Consider the following 16,890-nt stretch of genomic DNA (forward strand, 5'->3'; position numbering starts at 1 on the left):
GTTAAGCTAACTGATACTAATTGCTCGTGAGGCTTGACCCTATAACTTTGATCAGACCGAAAGGTCGCGAATACATGATCAAGGTGTTATGCCAAGTTGACGCATTCAAAATAATTCGCCAAAAGCTGATTCCAAACTCTATGAATTCGTTTGATTGATCATGTGATCAAGCAGACAACAAGTTATGCCTGATGACCATAGCGACGTGGTACCACTCCTTCCCATCCCGAACAGGACAGTGAAACGCGTCAGCGCCGATGATAGTGCGGGTTCCCGTGTGAAAGTAGGTCATCGTCAGGCTCTTACAGCCCTAGACAAGCCCCAACCAATCGGTTGGGGCTTTTCTTTTTGGGGAATTGGAATCGCGTGGATCGCGGGTTCCATTCGAATTCGACGGATCAATTCATCGGCCCCGAGATTCGGTGCATTCAGCCGGCCTTCGTCTCGGCAGTCGCCCACGGCGGTGTATCGCCCGGCTGCTGCGGCACGATCTTTCCCTTGGCCTTTTTTGCCTTGAGTTGCCGCAGCATGTCGGCCAGCGTCTTGCCGGGTTCGTCGCGGAAACGCTCCGGCAGCACCGCGATGGCGTCCATGCGGTCCACGCGAAAGCCGCGGAAATCATCGCGCAGTTCGCACCAGGTCGACAGGGTCCAGACCTTGCCCCAATAGAAGCAGCCCAGCGGCCGCACGGTGCGTTCGCTGGCGTCGCCCAAAACGTCGCGGTAGCTCAGCCGGAGCTTGTGGTGCGACTGCACGCTCTCGCGCAGGGTCTGCAGCCGCCTGCGCAGGGTGTCGTCCAGGCCCATGGCGGGCGCATAGAGTGCCAGCGCCTCCGCGGAGACCCGCGCCGCCGGCGGCAGCACTGAGAGGATCTTGCCCAGGCTGCTCTCGATGTCTCGCGCCAGCGCCGGGTCGACCCAGCTTTGCGCCATGCGCGCCGCCGCCACCAGCGCGGAGGCCTCGTCCTGCGTGAACATCAGCGGGGGCAGTTCGAAGCCCGCGCCCAGCCGATAGCCGACGCCGGCCTCACCCTCGATCGGCACGCCCTGGTGCTGCAGGTCGGCCACGTCGCGGTAGACCGTGCGCTCGGACACCTCGAGGCGTTGCGCGAGAAAGGCCGCCGTGGTGAGACGGCGGCCGCGGATGAGCTGCACCAGCTGGAAGAGGCGGTCGGCGCGGCGCATCGGTGTGTCTTCTTCAGGATCCGCGCACGCCGATGTGGATCGATACCTTGTCCGGTCCCTCGTAGGCTTCGAAGTCGCTGCGGTAGCTGCGTGCGACCTCCGGGTGCGCCTCGAAGTACTGCCAGATGCGCTGCCAGGTGGCGATCACCACCTGCGGCATCGGGCCCTGGGCGCTGAACACGAGGTAGTCGCCAGCTTCGATGGCCACGCTGTCCGCGCCGCCCGAGACGGCCACGCCGGCCGTCAGGTCGAAGGCGCCGTGGGCATCGGATGCGTAGCCCGAATAGACGCCGTAGACCCGCTCGTCGTGGGTGCGCTGCGGTGTCGATGCCGCGGTCTGCTCGCTGAAGAAGCGGTTCCACAGCGCGCCGATGCGGGCCGTGCCCGGATCGGCTTCTTCGCGGTTGGTGGTGCGGACCGCAATGCCTGCGACCCGGAAGGCGCCCTGCTGTTGGCGGATGGGTTCCATCTTGTTCTCCTGCTCAAAGAAAGAAAGTGCGAGCATTGTCGGTTCGGTCTTCACGGCCCCGGCGATCCGGTGGTGCCGGGCCATGGCGGATCAGGCCAGCGCGTGCAGGCCGACCTCGTTGCCCTCGGTGTCGCGCATGTGGGCGATGAAGCCCATGCCGGGCGGCAGGGCCGACTTGGGTGCGACGACCTGCCCGCCGGCCGGCTCGATGCGTGCGAGCGCGGCGTCGATGCTGGGCGCGCAGTCCAGGTAGATGCGGATGCTGCTGCCGGTGCGCGCGGCAGCGCTGGCGCCCGCCTGCAGCGCACCGCCGGTGGCGGGCCTGTCGTACGGAAACACGGCCAGCGCACCGGCGCCGCCGAAGTCTTCGCGGCGCAGCTTGCGGGCCAGCACGGTCTCATAGAAGGCCTGGGCGCGGTCGAGGTCGGCGACCGGAATCTCGAACCAGCTGATGACGTTCTGCGTGGACATGGAGGGCTCTCTTTCGTGTGTGTTGAAGGAGCCCCGATGGTGCGGACCGCCTCCTGACAACGTCTTGTCAGGAGCCTGTCACCGCGAACGAAAAAAAGCCCGCAGGCTTCGAAAAGCGTGCGGGCTCGGTGCGTGGCGTGGGCCGTGTCTAGAGCACTTCGCTCGCGAAATCCGCCAGCCGCGAACGCTCGCCGCGCGCCAGCGTGATGTGCCCGCTGTGCGGCCAGCCCTTGAACTTGTCGACCGCGAAGGTCAGGCCCGAGGAGCCTTCGGTGAGGTAGGGCGTGTCGATCTGCGCCAGGTTGCCCATGCAGATGATCTTGGTGCCCGGGCCGGCCCGGGTGATCAGCGTCTTCATCTGCTTGGGCGTGAGGTTCTGCGCCTCGTCGATGATCACGTACTTGTTGAGGAAGGTCCGGCCGCGCATGAAGTTCATGCTCTTGATCTTGATGCGGCTGCGGATCAGCTCGTTGGTGGCCGCACGGCCCCATTCGCCGGCCCCGCCGCCGTCGCCCTTGGCCAGGAACTCGAGGTTGTCGTCGAGCGCGCCCATCCAGGGGCCCATCTTCTCTTCCTCGGTGCCGGGCAGGAAACCGATGTCCTCGCCCACGCTCACGGTGGCGCGGGTCATGATGATCTCGGTGTAGCGGCGGTCGTCGAGCACCTGCGTCAGGCCCGAAGCCAGCGCCATCAGCGTCTTGCCGGTGCCGGCGGTGCCGGTCAGCGTGACGAAGTCGATGTCCGGGTCCATCAGCAGGTTCATCGCGAAGTTCTGCTCGCGGTTGCGCGTGCTCACGCCCCACACGGCGTTCTTGCCCGAGGCGTAGTCCTTGAGCGTCTTGAGCACCGCGGTCTTGTCGCGGATCTCGGTCACGCGCGCGTACATGCTCGGCTCGCCCGGGGCCTCGAAGAAGACGAACTGGTTGATGTAGAGGTTCGGCACGATCGGCCCGCTGATGCGGTAGAAGGTGCTGCTGCCGCTCTGCCAGCTCTCGACGGTCTTGCTCTGGCGGGTCCAGAAGTCGGCCGGCAGCGCGTAGGAGCCGGCGTAGAGCAGGTCGCCGTCTTCCAGCGTCTTGTCGTTCTGGTAGTCGTCGGCCGCGAGGCCCAGCGCGCGTGCCTTGACGCGCATGTTGATGTCCTTGGACACCAGCACGACTTCCTGCTTGGGCTGGCCGGGGCGGTCCTGCGCGTACTGGTTGCGCAGGGCCTGAACCACACCCAGGATCTGGTTGTCGGCCTTGCCCTGGGGCAGGCTGGTGGGCAGCGTGTAGTCCAGCGGCGAGGTCTGGAAGAACAGCTTGCCGCCGGCCTCGCGGTGGCCGGTGGTGTCGAGCTTCAGGCCCTTGGCGATGTCGGCGTCCTTGGCACCGGCGAGCGCATCCAGCGTGCGGCTGGTCTGGCGTCCGTTGCGCGCGACCTCGGTCGTGCCCTTCTTGTGGCCGTCGAGCTCTTCGAGCACGATCATCGGCAGGAAGACGTCGTGCTCCTCGAAGCGGAACAGGCACATCGGATCGTGCAGCAGCACGTTGGTGTCGAGCACGAACAACTTGGTCGGGCCGGTCGACTTGGCGCGCCGCGGGCGGGCGCTTTCCTGGGCGCCGTTGCGCGCGCGCGGCGCCGGGCTGGCCGCGACGGGCGCGGGGGTCGGCGGCGTCGCCGGCGCAGGCGGGCGTTCCGGGGCACGCTCGGCGCGTGCCTGCACCGCGGCGGGCGCCGCTTCGGGTTGCGGGGCGGGCCGTGGCTTGGTTTCGATCTGGCGGGCCACCTCGGGCGCGGGCGGCGTGGTCACGCGCGGGGCGGCGGCGCCCTGGCTGTGGTCGTCGAACAGTTCCAGTGCGCGCGGTCCGTTGCCGCGTGCGCTCTCCGTGGTCCGACCGCCGCGGCGCGGCGCCTTGGGGGTCGCGGCCGGCGCGTCGATCGCGTCAGGCGAGAGGAGGGCGGCGCGTTTCGTGGGAGCGGGAGGCAAGGGCATGGGGCAGTGTGCTCGCAAAAGTGAAGCCGGAAAACGAAAAAGCCGCCTGAAGACCAGGGCGGCTTTGTTCGGGGGATGCGGTCGTGGAGCTCAACGGCATGAGGCCATTATGCACACCGTGCGCGCCACATCGGTGTCACGTGGCGTGCGGCCAACAGACCGCGAAAAACGGCGATCGTCAGGCGGCCTTCTTGAGCGCCTTGACGGCCTTCAGAACGTCGTCGACATGGCCCGGCACCTTGAGGCCGCGCCATTCGGCCTTGAGGATGCCGTCGGCGCCGATCAGGAAGGTGCTGCGCTCGATGCCCTTGACCTTCTTGCCGTACATGATCTTGTTCTTGACCACGCCGAACATGTGGCACATCTTCTCTTCGGTGTCGGCGATGAGTTCGAAGGGCAGCTCGAGCTTGGCCTTGAATTCGTCGTGTGACTTCATGTTGTCACGCGAAACACCGAAAACAGTGGCGCCGGCCTTCACGAAATCCTTGTAGCGGTCCCGGAACTGCATGGCTTCGGTGGTGCAGCCTGGCGTGTTGTCCTTGGGATAGAAATACATCACCAGAACGTGCCCGAGGTGCGAGGTGTTCGACACCTTGAGCCCGCCGGTGGCATTGGACTCGAATTCGGGGATGGGTTTGTTGACAACGATCGCCATGAAACTTGTTTTCTCCGTTGGTTTCCATTCGTGCGGCTGCAAGGCCGAAAACGATGGAAGATTGGTCGTTGCTTGACTGAGAGGGGATCTGAGGGCGGATCGCCGTTCGCAACCCGGGATTTTAGCTCGAAATGCCCTCTAATTGCCAGCTTTTGGCTGCTCGACCAGCAGGGCCGCCACCACGTGGCGCCCCTCGCTCGCAAGGATGTTGTAGGTGCGGCAGGCGGCCGCGGTGTCCATGGTTTCGACGCCGGTGCGCTGCGCCATCAGGGTGCGCAGCCAGGCCGGCTGCGGGAAACGGATGCGCTGGCCGCTGCCGAAGATCACCAGCTCGGCGCCCAGGGCCGCGAGCTGGGCGAAATGTTCAGGGCCCAGATCGTCGAAGTTCGCGCATTCCCAGGCGAAGCGCTCGCCCCGCGAGCCCAGCACCACGCTGTGTTCGACCCGCTCGTTGTTGATCGCCACCCAGCCCGGACCGTGCGCGGTGAGGGTCTGGGTGTCGGATTTGTCGGGTTGAAGCTTCATCTATAAGGCCGGGGAACTGTGGTCAAATTATAGGTTTTCCCCTGTGCAGGCACCCTCTGGAGGGACTTTGAAGCAGCTCAAGAAGTCGGCCAAACTGGCCAATGTTCTCTACGACGTCCGCGGCCCCATCGTCGATGCGGCGCGGCAGATGGAAGAGGATGGTCAGAAGATCATCAAGCTCAACATCGGCAACATGGCGCCGTTCGGCTTCGATGCGCCCGAAGAGATCCAGCAGGACATGATCCGCAACCTGCCGGATTCGGCGGGCTACTCCGACAGCAAGGGCATCTTCGCCGCGCGCAAGGCGGTGATGCACTACACGCAGCAGCAGGGCATCGAGGGCGTGACGCTCGACGACATCTACCTGGGCAACGGCGCCAGCGAGCTGATCGTGATGGCCACCAATGCGCTGCTGGACGACGGCGACGAGCTGCTGGTGCCCATGCCCGACTACCCGCTGTGGACCGCGGCCGTGTCGCTGTCCGGCGGCAAGCCGGTGCACTACCTCTGCGAGGAAGACAACCACTGGATGCCGAGCCTGGCCGACATCCGCGCCAAGATCACGCCGCGCACCCGCGGCATCGTGGTGATCAACCCCAACAACCCCACCGGCGTGCTCTATTCCGACGAGCTGCTGCGCGGCATGGTGGCGATCGCGCGCGAGCACGGCCTGGTGCTGCTGGTCGACGAGGTCTACGACAAGGTGCTCTACGAGGACGCCAAGCACACGGCCATGGCCAGCCTGTCGACCGACGTGCTGACGATCACCTTCAACTCGCTGTCCAAGGCCTACCGCTCCTGCGGCTACCGCGCCGGCTGGATGATCGTGTCGGGTCCGAAGGCCAACGCCACCGACTACATCGAAGGCCTGAACATGCTGGCCAACCTCAAGCTCGGCTCCAACGTGCCGGGCCAGTGGGCGATACAGACCGCGCTCGGCGGCTACCAGAGCATCAAGGACCTGGTGAAGCCCGGTGGCCGCCTGCGCCGCCAGCGCGACCTGGCCTACGAGCTGATCACCGCCATTCCCGGCGTGAGCTGCGTCAAGCCCGAGGCCGCGCTCTACATGTTCCCGAAGCTGGACCCGGTGATGTACCCGATCGCGGACGACCGCGAGTTCTTCATGCAGGTGCTGCGCGAGACGCGCGTGATGCTGGTGCAGGGTTCGGGCTTCAACTTCCCGGACAACCAGCATTTCCGCATCGTGTTCCTGCCCCACGAGGAAGACCTGCGCGAGGCCATCAACCGCATCGCCAAGTTCCTCGAGCGCTACCGCGCCCGCTTCGCCTGAGCGCGTACCGCGCGGCCCTCCGTCCCCTTTCGTTTTGACTGAAGTTGTATCCATGAAACCCATCCAGGTCGGCCTGCTCGGCATCGGCACCGTCGGTAGCGGCACGTTCAACGTGCTCCAGCGCAATCAGGAAGAAATCAAGCGCCGCGCCGGCCGCGGCATCGAGATCACCATGGTGGCCGACCTCGACACCGACCGCGCCCGCGCGGCCGTGGGCGAAGGCGTGCAGGTGGTGGCCGACGCGCGCGCCGTGATCGCCAATCCGGACATCGACATCGTGATCGAGCTGATCGGCGGCTACGGCATCGCCAAGCAGCTGGTGCTCGAGGCCATCGCGGCCGGCAAGCACGTGGTCACGGCCAACAAGGCGCTGCTCGCGGTGCACGGTACCGAGATCTTCGCCGCGGCCCAGCAGAAGGGCGTGATGGTCGCGTTCGAAGCGGCCGTGGCCGGCGGCATCCCGATCATCAAGGCACTGCGCGAAGGCCTGACGGCCAACAGCATCCAGTGGATCGCCGGCATCATCAACGGCACCACCAACTTCATCCTGTCCGAGATGCGCGACAAGGGGCTGGACTTCGCCACCGTGCTCAAGGAAGCGCAGCGCCTGGGCTATGCCGAGGCCGATCCGACCTTCGACATCGAAGGCGTGGACGCCGCGCACAAGGTCACGCTGATGAGCGCCATCGCCTTCGGCATCCCGGTGCAGTTCGACAAGGCGCATGTCGAGGGCATCACCAAGCTGGCCGCGCAGGACATCAAGTACGCCGAGCAGCTGGGCTACCGTATCAAGCTCCTGGGCATCACCCGCCGCGCCGCCGGCGGCATCGAGCTGCGCGTGCACCCCAGCCTGGTGCCGGCCAAGCGCCTGCTGGCCAATGTCGAAGGCGCGATGAACGCGGTGGTGGTGCACGGCGATGCCGTGGGCACCACGCTCTACTACGGCAAGGGCGCGGGCAGCGAGCCCACCGCCAGCGCGGTGATCGCCGACCTGGTCGACATCACGCGCCTGCACACGGCCGACGCCGCGCAGCGCGTGCCGCACCTGGCCTTCCACCCCAACGCGATGAGCGACGACCTCCAGATCGTGCCCATGCGCGAGGTGGTGACCAGCTACTACCTGCGCCTGCGCGTGGCCGACGAGGCCGGCGTGCTGGCCAAGGTCACGGGCCTGCTGGCCAGCGCGGGCATCAGCATCGACGCGGTGCTGCAGCGCGAAGCCGACGAGGTGGGCGGCGAGGGCTCGACCCAGACCGACCTGATCATCCTCACGCACGACACGCGCGAAGGCACGCTCGACGACGCGATGGCCGAGCTGCAGGCGCTGCCGACCGTGCTCGCGCCGATCGTGCGCCTGCGCAAGGAAGAGCTGTCCTGATGCGCTACCTCTCGACCCGCGGCGACATCGAGCGCCGCCAGTTCTGCGACATCCTGCTCGAGGGCCTGGCGCCCGACGGCGGCCTGTACCTGCCCGAGCACTACCCGCAGGTCGATGCGGCCACGCTGGCGAAGTGGCGCGGGCTGCCCTATGCCGAGCTGGCCTACGAGATCCTCTCGCTCTACATCGACGACATCCCGGCCGAGGAACTGAAGGCGCTGTGCGCGAAGACGTACACGGCCGAGGTCTTCGGCTCCGACGAGATCGTGCCGCTGCGCGAGCTCGAAGACGGCGTGTACCTGGAAGGCCTGTCCAACGGCCCCACGCTGGCCTTCAAGGACATGGCGATGCAGCTCCTGGGCAACCTGTTCGAGTACGAACTGGGCCGCCGCGGCGCGCAGCTCAACATCCTGGGCGCGACCAGCGGCGACACCGGCAGCGCGGCCGAGTACGCGATGCGCGGCAAGAAGGGCGTGCGCGTGTTCATGACCTCGCCCGACGGCCGCATGAGCCCCTTCCAGCAGGCCCAGATGTTCAGCCTGCAGGACGCCAACATCCACAACATCGCCATCGAGGGCGTGTTCGACGACTGCCAGGACATCGTCAAGGCGGTCTCGAACGACCTGGGCTTCAAGCGCAAGTACCGCATCGGCACCGTCAACTCGATCAACTGGGCGCGGCTGCTGGCGCAGGTCGTCTACTACTTCGCCGGCTACTTCCAGGCCACGGGCAGCGACGACAAGCCGGTGAGCTTCACCGTGCCCTCGGGCAACTTCGGCAACGTCTGCGCGGGCCATGTGGCGCGCATGATGGGCCTGCCGATCCGCACGCTGGTGGTCGCCACCAACGAGAACGACGTGCTCGACGAGTTCTTCCGCACCGGCGTCTACCGCGTGCGCGCGGCCGCCGACACGCACGAGACCTCGAGCCCCTCGATGGACATCTCCAAGGCCAGCAACTTCGAGCGCTTCGTGTTCGACCTGCTGGGCCGCGACGGCGCCAAGACCCGCGCGCTGTTCGAAGGCGAACTCGGCCGCACCGGCCGCTTCGACCTGAGCGCCGACCCGGTGTTCGCGCAGGCGGCCGAGCGCTTCGGCTTCGTCAGCAGCCGCAGCACGCATGCCGACCGGCTGGCCACGATCCGCGACACCGACAAGCGCTTCGCCGTGCTGATCGACACCCACACCGCCGACGGCGTGAAGGCCGCGCGCGAACACCTGTCGCCCGGCGTGCCGATGATCATTCTCGAGACCGCGCTGCCGATCAAGTTCGCCGAGACCATCGTCGAGGCGCTGGGCCACGAGCCCGCGCGGCCGGCCCGCTTCGAGGGCATCGAGGACCTGCCCAAGCGCGTGGTCAAGCTGCCCGCCGACGCCGAGGCCGTGAAGGCCTACATCGCGGAACACTGCGACTAGCGGCATGCACGTCATCGGCTTCGCAGGGTATTCGGGCGCCGGCAAGACCACGCTGGTCGAGCGGCTGATCCCCGTGCTGAAGCGGCAGGGCCAGCGGGTGTCGGTGGTCAAGCACGCGCACCACAAGTTCGACGTCGACCATCCGGGCAAGGACAGCTACCGCCACCGCGAGGCCGGTGCCTTCGAGGTGGTGGTCGCGTCCGACCAGCGGCTCGCGCTGATGCGCGAGTTCGAGCAGCCCGCGCAGCTGTCGGTGCACCACCTGATCGCCGAGCTCTACGAGGGTGTCGACTGGGTGCTGGTCGAGGGCTTCAAGCACGCCGACCTGTGGAAGATCGAGGTGCTGCGCCAGAGCGGCCCCGACGAGGAGGCACGGCCGGCGCAGTACCCCGACGACACCTTCGTGGCCGCGCTCGCCACCGACCGGCCCGACGCGCTGCCCGAGCCGACCCTGCGACCGGTGTTCCATCTCGACGACGTCGAAGGCATCGCGCGGTGGTTGCTCGACAATGCGCATCGCTTCGACTACAAGGCCGAGAACCATGAGCTCTCCTTCCGCTGAACGCCCCCGGCTCACGCCCCTCGACGAAGCGCTGGCGAGCCTGCTCGCCCGGGCCCGCCCGCTGGAGGCGCAGAGCGTCTCGACCTTCGAGGCCGACGGCCGCGTGCTGGCGCAGGACGTGGTGTCCGGCCTCACGGTGCCGCCGCGCGACAACAGCTCGATGGACGGCTACGCGGTGCGCGCGGCCGACTGCGCCAGCGCCGGCGCACTGCTCACGGTCGCGCAGCGCATTCCGGCCGGCAGCGTGGGCACGCCGCTCGCAGCCGGCACCGCGGCGCGCATCTTCACGGGCGCGCAGATCCCCGAGGGCGCCGATGCGGTGGTGATGCAGGAAGAGGCCACGGCGCAGCCCGAGGAGGGCATGCTGGGCCGCGTGCGCATCGACACCGTGCCCGCGGCGGGCCAGTGGATCCGCCGTGCCGGCGAGGACGTGTCGCGCGGCGACGTGGTGCTCGCGCGCGGCGCGCGCCTGGGCCCGGCGGCGCTGGGCCTCGCAGCCAGCGTGGGCCTCGATCGCCTGTTGGTGGCGCGGCGTCCGCGCGTGGCGCTGCTGTCGACCGGCGACGAACTCGTGATGCCCGGCGCGGTGGCACCCGAGGCCATGAAGCCCGGTGCGATCTACAACTCCAACCGCTTCTTCATGCGCGCGCTGCTGCAGCGCCTGGGCTGCGAGGTGAGCGACCTGGGCCTGGTGCCCGACCGGCGCGACGCGACCATCGAGGCGCTGCGCAGCGCGGCCGCGCACAACGACCTGATCATCACCACCGGCGGCGTGTCGGTGGGCGAAGAGGACCACATCAAGGGCGCGGTCGAGGCGCTGGGCGAACTGCAGCTGTGGTCGCTGGCGATCAAGCCCGGCAAGCCCTTCGCCTACGGCCGCATCGGCCAGGCGCACCTCACGGGCCTGCCGGGCAACCCGGTCTCCAGCTTCATGACCTTCGTGCTGCTGGTGCGCCCCTTCCTGCTGGCCTTGCAGGGCGCGACGCAGGTGGCGCCGCAGCCGGTGGCCCTGCGCGCCGACTTCGACTGGCCGCGCGCCGACCGCCGCCGCGAGTTCCTGCGCGCGCGCCGCAATGCCGAGGGCGGGCTCGACCTGTTCCCCAACCAGAGCTCGGGCGTGCTGACCTCCGCGGTGTGGGGCGATGGCGTGGTCGACAACCCGGCGGGTCAGCCGATCCGCAGGGGCGACACGGTGCAGTTCATCTCCTTCGCCACGCTGCTGGGCTGAGGCGACCATGAAGATCGCGATCCGCTACTTCGCCTCGGTGCGCGAGGCCCTGGGCAGCGGCGAGACCGTCGAAACCCAGGCCGCCACGCTGGCCGAGCTGCGCGACGAACTCATCGCACGCGGCGCGCCGCATGCCACGGCCCTGGCCCGTGGCAAGGCCGTGCGCATGGCGCTGGACCAGGCCATGAGCGTCGAATCGGCCTCACTGCACGAGGGCTGCGAGGTCGCCTTCTTTCCGCCCGTGACGGGCGGCTAGCGTCAGGCCGGAATCGCCCGGCGCAACTGCTCGCGCAGCGCATCGCTGACCGGCGTCATCGGCGCGCGTAGATGGCCGTCGCCGATCACGCCCGCATCGGCCAGCCAAGCCTTGAGCGGCGCCGGATTGGGTTCGGCGAAGAGCAGCGCGATCAGCGGCTGCAGCGCCTGCCAGAGCGGCCGCGCCTCGGCCAGGCGGCCTTCGCCGATCAGTTGCAGCACCTGCACGAACGTCTCTGTCTCGACATGCGTGCTGGCCGCGATCGCACCGGCGCCACCCTCGGCCACGGTCGAGAAGATCTGCGCGTCCTCGCCCGCCAGCACCTGCAGCGCGCCGTCGGCGATCAGCGCACGGGTCTTGGTCATGTCGCCGCCGCAGTCCTTGAGCGCGCGGATGCGCGGGTGGGCAGCCAAGGTGCGCAGCGTCTCGAGCGACAGCGTGGCGCCGGTGCGGTAGGGGATGTCGTAGACGATCAGCGGCACGCTGCTCGCGTCGGCGATCGCGCTGAACCAGCCGACCAGGCCCTGCTGCGAAGGGCGGATGTAGCTGGGCGCGGGCACCAGCAGCCCGTGGAGGCCGTGGTCGGCAAGCCGGCGCACCCAGCCCAGCGTCTGGCCCAGGTGGTAGCCCGAGAGGCCCATCACGCGCGGCAATTCGGGCGCAGCGGCGGCCACGGTGGCCAGCACCGCCAGTTGCTCGTCTTCGTCAAGCGCGGCGGCCTCGCCGGTCGAGCCGCAGACCACGAAGCCGGCGATGCCCGTGGGCGCGAGCCGGCGCACGAGGGCCGCGAGCGAGGGATGGTCGACCGTGCCGTCGTGACGGAAGGGCGTGATCAGGGGAACCCAGAGGCCCGAGAAATCGGAGGGGGCGACAGAAGAAGAGGACACGCAATGCTCCTTGGTGCAGGAAGCGACCGATGGGAAAACCATCGTCGGATGTGCGCGTGCCATGGGCTGCAGCCTGAGCCTTGCCGGTCCCGTCGCTCATCCGACGACGGAACCGCAGCTCCGGTCAGACGAGCTGTGGTTTTTTGGCTTTGCCGTTGCAGCGTGCGCACGCCTGGCCTTCGGACGAAGGCTGGAGGGGGTGCGCGGCGCGGCAGGGCATGGTGGCGAGTCTACCGCGATGCCACAATCCGCCGATGACCCGCGTTGCTATCCAGACCCATGATTTCGACCTGGCGCAGGAGATTGCGACGCTGCGCGCGGAAGATCCGCGTGTCGGCGCCGTCTGCAGCTTCGTCGGCACGGTGCGGGATCGCAACGACGGCAGTGCCGTGGCCTCGATGGAACTCGAGCACTACCCCGGCATGACCGAGAAGGCCATCGAGGCCATGATCGACGCGGCGCAGCGCCGCTTCGACATCCTGGGTGCGCGCATCGTGCACCGCGTGGGCCTGCTGCAGCCGCTGGACCAGATCATGATGGTGGCGGTGGTCTCGGCACACCGCGGCCAGAGCTTCCAGGCCTGCGAGTTCCTGATGGACTACCTCAAGACCCAGGCGCCGTTCTGGAAGAAGGAACAGACGCCCGAGGGCGCGCGCTGGGTCGATGCGCGCGTGTCGGACGATGAGGCGCTGGCGCGCTGGGGCATTCAGGCGCCCAACGCCTGATTCGTCCGGGCCCCGTTTTTTCCCTCTCCCTCCGGGAGAGGGCAGGGTGAGGGCGACGGCCGTCGTTTGACCACGCGCTTCGGCAAAGGCTGCATGCCCTCACCCCCACCCTCTCCCAGAGGGAGAGGGGGCAAGACTCATTGAGGTTTGAAGCCGCTGGCCTGGATGATCTTTTCCCAAGTTTGCGTGTACGTCCGCACGCGCCCCGCGAACTGCCCCTGCGGCTCATAGGCCACGTTGAGGCCCATGGCCGTGAGCTTCTGCTTCACGTCCGGCATCGCCAGCACCTTCTGCAACGCGGTGCCGAAGCGGTCGATCACCGGCTGCGGCGTGCCCACGGGCGCGAAGATGCCGTAGTAGGGGTAGTCGTCGAGGTTCGCGAAACCCAGCTCGGTGAAGGTCGGCACCTGCGGCAACAGCGGCTGGCGCTTGGCGCCGATCACGGCCACGATGCGCACCTTGCCGGCCTTGTGGTTCTCGATGAAGTCGGGCACCGAGGCGATGCCGGCGGTGATCTGGTTGCCCAGCATGTCGGCCGTCAGCGGCGCGCTGCCGCGGTAGGGCGCGGCCTGCAGGTCCAGCTTGTACTTGTCGGAGATCAGCTTGACCAGGAACTCGGGGATCGAGCCCGGCGCGGGCACGCCGATGGTCTCCTTGCCGTCCTTCTGGGTGCGCACCCACTTCACGTACTCGTCCATGTTCCTGGCCGGCGTGCCGCCCGAGACCGCCAGCACGTTGGCGAAGGTGGCGAAGCCGGCCACCGGCACGAAGTCGGCCGAGGGGTTGAAGCCCGGGTTCTTGACCACCTGCGGCAGGATGGAGATGCTGTGGTCGTGCGTGAGGAACAGCGTGTGGCCGTCGGCTGGGGCCGATTTCAGTGCCTGGGCCGCGATCTGGCCGCCCGCGCCCGCACGGTTCTCGACCACCACCGGGGCGCCCAGCTCGTCCTTGAGTTTTTCGCCCAGAGCGCGTGCAATGGCATCGCTGCCGGCGCCGGCGGGGAAGCCCACCAGCAGCCGGATCGGCGTCTGTGCCTGGGCCAGGCCCGAGAGGCCCAGGGCCGCGGCGAAAAGGCCGAGCGTCAGCGCCCGGCGGGCCGGCTGAACACGCTGCGTTGAAAAAACCATGATCGACTCCAATCCATTGTGGTGAGAGGCTCCGGCAGCAATAGCCGTGCCTGAATTCGCCCGCGCTCTTGAATGGCGCGCGAACAGCCCTATTTTGAATGCAGGAAACACCACCATGCGCCAAGACAAACTCACCACCAAATTCCAGGAAGCGCTCGGCGATGCACAGTCGCTGGCGCTGGGCAACGACAACGCCTACATCGAGCCGGTCCACCTGCTCGCCGCCATGCTGCGCCAGGACGATGGCCCGCGTGCGCTGCTCGAGCGCGCCGGCGTCAACGTGAGCGCGCTGGGCCAGGCCGCCGAGGCCGCGATCAAGAAGCTGCCGCAGGTGCAGGGCCACGATGCGGTGCAGGTCGGCCCCGAGCTCAACAAGCTGCTGCAGGCGACCGAGAAGGAAGCCATCAAGCGCAACGACCAGTTCATCGCGGGCGAGCTCTTCCTGCTGGCGCTGGCCGACAGCAAGGCCGACGTCGGCCAGCTCGCGCGCAGCAACGGCCTGACGCGCAAGAGCCTGGAGTCGGCCATCGATGCGGTGCGCGGCGGCCAGGGCGTGAACAGCGCCGACGCCGAAGGCCAGCGCGAAGCGCTCAAGAAGTACTGCATGGACCTGACCGAACGCGCGCGTCTCGGCAAGCTCGACCCGGTCATCGGCCGCGACGAGGAGATCCGCCGCGCGATCCAGGTGCTGCAGCGCCGCACCAAGAACAACCCCGTGCTGATCGGTGAACCGGGCGTGGGCAAGACCGCCATCGTCGAAGGCCTGGCGCAGCGCATCGTCGCGGGCGAGGTGCCCGAGTCGCTCAAGGGCAAGCGCGTGCTGTCGCTCGACATGGCCGCGCTGCTGGCCGGCGCCAAGTTCCGCGGCGAGTTCGAGGAACGCCTGAAGACCGTGCTCAACGAACTCGCGAAGGACGAGGGCCAGACCATCGTCTTCATCGACGAGCTGCACACCATGGTCGGCGCCGGCAAGGCCGAAGGCGCGATGGACGCGGGCAACATGCTCAAGCCCGCGCTCGCGCGCGGCGAGCTGCACTGCGTGGGCGCCACCACGCTCGACGAATACCGCAAGTACATCGAGAAAGATGCGGCTCTGGAGCGCCGCTTCCAGAAGATCATCGTGGGCGAGCCCTCGGTCGAGGCCACCATCGCCATCCTGCGCGGGCTGCAGGAGAAGTACGAGGTGCACCATGGCGTGCAGATCACCGACCCGGCCATCGTGGCCGCGGCCGAGCTGAGCGACCGCTACATCACCGACCGCTTCCTGCCCGACAAGGCCATCGACCTGATCGACGAGGCCGCGGCCAAGATCAAGATCGAAATGGACTCCAAGCCCGAGGTCATGGACCGGCTCGACCGCCGCCTGATCCAGCTGCAGATCGAGCGCGAAGCCGTGCGCCGCGAGAAGGACGAAGCCTCGCAGAAGCGCTTCGGCCTGATCGAGGACGAGATCGTCAAGCTGCAGAAGGAGATCGCCGACTACGACGAGATCTGGCAGGCCGAGAAGGCCCAGGCCCAGGGCAGCGCGAAGATCCGCGAGGACATCGACAAGCTCAAGTTCGAGATCGAGGAGTGGAAGCGCAAGGGCGACTTCAACAAGCTCGCCGAGCTGCAGTACGGCCAGTTGCCGGCGCTGGAGAAGCGCCTGCGCGAAGCCGAGGAGAGCGAAGCCAGCAAGGGCAAGTCCAGCGCGCCCACGCTGCTGCGCACCCAGGTCGGCGCTGAAGAGATCGCCGAGGTCGTGGCGCGCGCCACCGGCATCCCGGTCGCCAAGCTGATGCAGGGCGAGCGCGACAAGCTGCTCGTGATGGAAGACAAGCTGCACGAGCGCGTGGTCGGCCAGGACGAGGCCATCGGCGCGGTCGCCAACGCGATCCGCCGTTCGCGCTCGGGCCTGTCGGACCCGAACCGCCCCACGGGCTCCTTCCTGTTCCTCGGCCCCACGGGCGTGGGCAAGACCGAGCTGTGCAAGGCGCTCGCGGGCTTCCTGTTCGACAGCGAGGACCACCTGATCCGCATCGACATGAGCGAGTTCATGGAGAAGCATTCGGTGGCCCGCCTGATCGGCGCGCCGCCGGGCTACGTGGGCTACGAGGAGGGCGGCTACCTGACCGAAGCCGTGCGCCGCAAGCCCTACAGCGTGGTGCTGCTCGACGAGGTCGAGAAGGCGCACCCCGACGTGTTCAACGTGCTGCTGCAGGTGCTCGACGACGGCCGCCTCACCGACGGCCAGGGCCGCACCGTGGACTTCAAGAACACCGTGATCGTGATGACCAGCAACATCGGCTCGCCGATCATCCAGGCGATGGTGGGCCGGCCGAGCGAGGAGATCAAGGACGCGGTCTGGGACGAGCTCAAGAACTACTTCCGCCCCGAGTTTCTGAACCGGATCGACGAGACGGTGGTGTTCCATGCGCTGGACGCGAAGAACATCGAATCGATCGCCGCCATCCAGCTCAAGGTGCTGCAGGCGCGGCTCGCGAAGATGGACCTGTTCCTCGATGTGTCGCACGCGGCGCTGGCCGAGATCGCCAAGGTGGGCTTCGACCCGGTGTTCGGCGCGCGGCCGCTCAAGCGGGCGATCCAGCAGCGCATCGAGAACCCCTTGTCGAAGCTGCTGCTCGACGGCAGCTTCGGGCCCAAGGACACGATCCGGGTCGAAACCGACCCGATCCAGTCGCCCGGGCAGTTCTCGTTCAGCCACGGCGGGGAACCATCGGCCGAGGCTCTGGCCTAATGCCG

The 16,890-nt window shown here is 67.6% G+C and carries 16 protein-coding genes and 1 rRNA gene; 9 read left to right on the forward strand and 8 right to left on the reverse strand.

The features are described 5' to 3' along the window. The first annotated feature begins 187 nt into the window (after positions 1-187). Positions 188-300 (forward strand): 5S ribosomal RNA (rrf, locus tag QTI20_RS00005). A 128-nt stretch (positions 301-428) separates the two neighbouring features. Here the strand turns inward: rrf and QTI20_RS00010 are convergent. The 6 genes from QTI20_RS00010 to QTI20_RS00035 form a co-directional block, all read right to left on the reverse strand. Beyond that, positions 429-1,184, reverse strand: a complete 756-nt coding sequence (locus tag QTI20_RS00010) for a helix-turn-helix transcriptional regulator (RefSeq protein WP_286550935.1) — start codon at positions 1,182-1,184, stop codon at positions 429-431. 13 nt (positions 1,185-1,197) lie between these two features. Continuing rightward, positions 1,198-1,653, reverse strand: coding sequence for a GyrI-like domain-containing protein (locus QTI20_RS00015; protein ID WP_286550934.1), 456 nt, complete (start codon positions 1,651-1,653; stop codon positions 1,198-1,200). Between the two features lie 90 nt (positions 1,654-1,743). Then, positions 1,744-2,124: a VOC family protein gene (locus QTI20_RS00020; protein WP_286550932.1), complete on the reverse strand. Its 381-nt coding sequence runs from the start codon at positions 2,122-2,124 to the stop codon at positions 1,744-1,746. A gap of 148 nt (positions 2,125-2,272) precedes the next feature. Continuing rightward, a complete protein-coding gene (locus QTI20_RS00025) occupies positions 2,273-4,099 on the reverse strand; it encodes a PhoH family protein (protein ID WP_286550930.1) in 1,827 nt (608 codons plus the stop codon). Positions 4,100-4,277: 178 nt separating this feature from the next. Then, the gene (locus QTI20_RS00030) at positions 4,278-4,754 is read right to left on the reverse strand and encodes a peroxiredoxin (RefSeq protein ID WP_183027129.1); all 477 of its coding nucleotides are present in this window, start codon (positions 4,752-4,754) and stop codon (positions 4,278-4,280) included. 138 nt (positions 4,755-4,892) lie between these two features. Beyond that, a complete protein-coding gene (locus QTI20_RS00035; protein ID WP_286550928.1) occupies positions 4,893-5,279 on the reverse strand; it encodes an Mth938-like domain-containing protein in 387 nt (128 codons plus the stop codon). Positions 5,280-5,346: 67 nt separating this feature from the next. Between QTI20_RS00035 and QTI20_RS00040 the strand changes: the two genes are divergently transcribed. The 6 genes from QTI20_RS00040 to moaD are packed head-to-tail and all read left to right on the forward strand — an operon-like array spanning position 5,347 to position 11,409. Further along, positions 5,347-6,570, forward strand: a complete 1,224-nt coding sequence (locus tag QTI20_RS00040) for a pyridoxal phosphate-dependent aminotransferase (protein WP_183027131.1) — start codon at positions 5,347-5,349, stop codon at positions 6,568-6,570. 52 nt (positions 6,571-6,622) lie between these two features. Continuing rightward, positions 6,623-7,948: a homoserine dehydrogenase gene (locus QTI20_RS00045; RefSeq protein WP_286550925.1), complete on the forward strand. Its 1,326-nt coding sequence runs from the start codon at positions 6,623-6,625 to the stop codon at positions 7,946-7,948. Beyond that, the gene (gene thrC / locus QTI20_RS00050) at positions 7,948-9,363 is read left to right on the forward strand and encodes a threonine synthase (protein WP_286550924.1); all 1,416 of its coding nucleotides are present in this window, start codon (positions 7,948-7,950) and stop codon (positions 9,361-9,363) included. Before QTI20_RS00045 ends, thrC begins: the two co-directional genes overlap by 1 nt. Positions 9,364-9,367: 4 nt before the next feature. Next, entirely contained in the window at positions 9,368-9,925 is a 558-nt protein-coding gene (mobB, locus tag QTI20_RS00055; protein ID WP_286550922.1) for a molybdopterin-guanine dinucleotide biosynthesis protein B, read from the forward strand. After that, complete coding sequence (locus QTI20_RS00060; RefSeq protein ID WP_286550920.1) at positions 9,906-11,153, forward strand: molybdopterin molybdotransferase MoeA; 1,248 nt, start codon at positions 9,906-9,908, stop codon at positions 11,151-11,153. Before mobB ends, QTI20_RS00060 begins: the two co-directional genes overlap by 20 nt. 7 nt (positions 11,154-11,160) lie before the next feature. Beyond that, on the forward strand, positions 11,161-11,409 hold the full coding sequence (gene moaD, locus QTI20_RS00065) for a molybdopterin converting factor subunit 1 (protein ID WP_286550918.1): 249 nt from the start codon (positions 11,161-11,163) through the stop codon (positions 11,407-11,409). 2 nt (positions 11,410-11,411) lie between these two features. Here the strand turns inward: moaD and dapA are convergent, their stop codons facing one another. After that, positions 11,412-12,296: a 4-hydroxy-tetrahydrodipicolinate synthase gene (dapA, locus tag QTI20_RS00070; RefSeq protein WP_286550915.1), complete on the reverse strand. Its 885-nt coding sequence runs from the start codon at positions 12,294-12,296 to the stop codon at positions 11,412-11,414. 254 nt (positions 12,297-12,550) lie between these two features. On the opposite strand from dapA, the gene QTI20_RS00075 reads away from it, so the two are divergent. Next, entirely contained in the window at positions 12,551-13,021 is a 471-nt protein-coding gene (locus tag QTI20_RS00075; RefSeq protein ID WP_286550914.1) for a molybdenum cofactor biosynthesis protein MoaE, read from the forward strand. A 137-nt stretch (positions 13,022-13,158) separates the two neighbouring features. Here the strand turns inward: QTI20_RS00075 and QTI20_RS00080 are convergent, their stop codons facing one another. Beyond that, positions 13,159-14,148 carry a Bug family tripartite tricarboxylate transporter substrate binding protein gene (locus QTI20_RS00080; RefSeq protein ID WP_286550913.1) on the reverse strand — a complete coding sequence of 330 codons (990 nt, stop codon included), beginning with the start codon at positions 14,146-14,148 and terminating at the stop codon, positions 13,159-13,161. A 115-nt stretch (positions 14,149-14,263) separates the two neighbouring features. Here QTI20_RS00080 and clpB point away from each other — a divergent pair, with 115 nt between their 5' ends. Beyond that, positions 14,264-16,885: an ATP-dependent chaperone ClpB gene (gene clpB, locus QTI20_RS00085; RefSeq protein ID WP_286550912.1), complete on the forward strand. Its 2,622-nt coding sequence runs from the start codon at positions 14,264-14,266 to the stop codon at positions 16,883-16,885. The last annotated feature ends 5 nt before the right edge of the window (positions 16,886-16,890 follow it).

The organism is Variovorax sp. J2P1-31, assembly GCF_030317215.1.
Taxonomy (GTDB): Bacteria; Pseudomonadota; Gammaproteobacteria; order Burkholderiales; family Burkholderiaceae_C; genus Variovorax.

Excerpts from the sequence above, each read along its gene's own strand:
- QTI20_RS00010 (WP_286550935.1), bottom strand. The coding sequence starts at position 1,184 with ATGCGCCGCGCCGACCGCCTCTTCCAGCTGGTGCAGCTCATCCGCGGC.
- QTI20_RS00015 (WP_286550934.1), bottom strand. The coding sequence starts at position 1,653 with ATGGAACCCATCCGCCAACAGCAGGGCGCCTTCCGGGTCGCAGGCATT.
- QTI20_RS00020 (WP_286550932.1), bottom strand. The coding sequence starts at position 2,124 with ATGTCCACGCAGAACGTCATCAGCTGGTTCGAGATTCCGGTCGCCGAC.
- QTI20_RS00025 (WP_286550930.1), bottom strand. The coding sequence starts at position 4,099 with ATGCCCTTGCCTCCCGCTCCCACGAAACGCGCCGCCCTCCTCTCGCCT.
- QTI20_RS00030 (WP_183027129.1), bottom strand. The coding sequence starts at position 4,754 with ATGGCGATCGTTGTCAACAAACCCATCCCCGAATTCGAGTCCAATGCC.
- QTI20_RS00035 (WP_286550928.1), bottom strand. The coding sequence starts at position 5,279 with ATGAAGCTTCAACCCGACAAATCCGACACCCAGACCCTCACCGCGCAC.
- QTI20_RS00045 (WP_286550925.1), top strand. The coding sequence starts at position 6,623 with ATGAAACCCATCCAGGTCGGCCTGCTCGGCATCGGCACCGTCGGTAGC.
- thrC (WP_286550924.1), top strand. The coding sequence starts at position 7,948 with ATGCGCTACCTCTCGACCCGCGGCGACATCGAGCGCCGCCAGTTCTGC.
- mobB (WP_286550922.1), top strand. The coding sequence starts at position 9,368 with ATGCACGTCATCGGCTTCGCAGGGTATTCGGGCGCCGGCAAGACCACG.
- QTI20_RS00060 (WP_286550920.1), top strand. The coding sequence starts at position 9,906 with ATGAGCTCTCCTTCCGCTGAACGCCCCCGGCTCACGCCCCTCGACGAA.
- moaD (WP_286550918.1), top strand. The coding sequence starts at position 11,161 with ATGAAGATCGCGATCCGCTACTTCGCCTCGGTGCGCGAGGCCCTGGGC.
- QTI20_RS00075 (WP_286550914.1), top strand. The coding sequence starts at position 12,551 with ATGACCCGCGTTGCTATCCAGACCCATGATTTCGACCTGGCGCAGGAG.
- QTI20_RS00080 (WP_286550913.1), bottom strand. The coding sequence starts at position 14,148 with ATGGTTTTTTCAACGCAGCGTGTTCAGCCGGCCCGCCGGGCGCTGACG.
- clpB (WP_286550912.1), top strand. The coding sequence starts at position 14,264 with ATGCGCCAAGACAAACTCACCACCAAATTCCAGGAAGCGCTCGGCGAT.